This window comes from Bacillus sp. 05T31 (assembly GCF_056396725.1).
The window spans coordinates 1-1271 of record NZ_JBFTMA010000955.1 but is presented as its reverse complement, the minus strand read 5'-3'; the positions used below and the strand labels follow the sequence as shown (position 1 = coordinate 1271).

The following is a 1271-nucleotide window of genomic DNA, read 5'->3' as shown; positions in this document are numbered from 1 at the left end:
GAACTATACGAATCAGGGGATACTCCGCACATTCAATAAAAAATAATATGAAGGGCTTCTAGTTTTTTTATTACCTTGCTTTAAGGGGGCAATGGTGACTTGTGAATAAATATTCTGCTTTCTTTATGACTTGTAACAAAAAAGAAGATATATAATTCATTATTAAATGATGAAGTAAAGGCTAAATCGCATCGTAGTACATCTGTTAAAGGATTTTAGCGGGGAAGTCATCCATGATATAATAGATGATAATAAAAAGCCCTGCAAAACAGGACTATATTATTCTTCGTCTTTATTTTGTTTTTCTAATTCAACTAACTTTTGKATTAAAATATGCTGTGGCATATGCATAAGTTGTTCAAGTGGAACACCTAAMGCTTTTGATAGGCGGACTGCAGTGTCTGGAGAAATTTGTAATGGTCTCATAGAAGTACCTCCTTTTTCGTATAGTATAGCATAAGATTGGGGGAGTGAGGATGACTCTTATATTTGCGCATCGTGGTGCRGCGGGAACGTATCCGGAAAATACAATGATTTCATTTGAAGCGGCGGAGGCTTTCGGGGCAGATGGAATTGAACTCGATGTTCAATTCACGAAAGATGGAAAAGTTGTCGTTATTCATGATGAAACGGTGGATCGGACAACAAATGGAAAAGGTGCGGTTCGAAATTATTTATATGAGGATTTATGTAAGTTGGATGCGAGTTATAAATTCGGTGACAAAGTAGGTTTTTGCAAAATACCTCTTCTAGAAGAGGTGTTAGAATGGCTCGCAAAAACGAAATTGCTACTCAATATTGAACTGAAAAATAATAAAATCCCATACAGAGGTTTAGAAGAAGAGGTTATAACACTTGTACGTAAGTGTAGTCTAGAGGATCGTGTTATATTTTCTTCGTTTAATCACTACAGTATGAAAAAATGTCATTTGATGGCTCCTGATATTCAAACAGCTATTTTGTATCGTGAAGGTTTGCATAGCCCGTGGGCATATGCAAAAAAGATGGGTGCTACTGCAGTACATCCGAATTATCGTTATCTTCAAGATGCTATCGCTGAATTAACGATGGAAAGTGGTGTGGAGGTTCGTCCTTACACAATAAATGAAGAAACGCTTATGCGTAAATATTTTGATATGAATATATCAGCGATTATTACTGATTATCCTGAAACAGCAAGAACTTTATTACCGATAAAAAAATGAGACCTAATATAATGGTCTCATTTTTTATTTATGATATGTGAAAACTTTGTTTTATCTTCTGAAGCG

The 1271-nt window shown here is 35.3% G+C and carries 2 protein-coding genes; one reads left to right on the top strand and one right to left on the bottom strand.

Features of this window, described 5'->3' with window-relative positions:
* Positions 1-279: 279 nt before the first annotated feature.
* Positions 280-426, bottom strand: a complete 147-nt coding sequence (locus AC1DJR_RS30255) for a YycC family protein (protein ID WP_001247671.1) — start codon at positions 424-426, stop codon at positions 280-282.
* A gap of 50 nt (positions 427-476) precedes the next feature.
* On the opposite strand from AC1DJR_RS30255, the gene AC1DJR_RS30250 reads away from it, so the two are divergent.
* Entirely contained in the window at positions 477-1205 is a 729-nt protein-coding gene (locus tag AC1DJR_RS30250) for a glycerophosphodiester phosphodiesterase (protein ID WP_429687771.1), read from the top strand.
* The last annotated feature ends 66 nt before the right edge of the window (positions 1206-1271 follow it).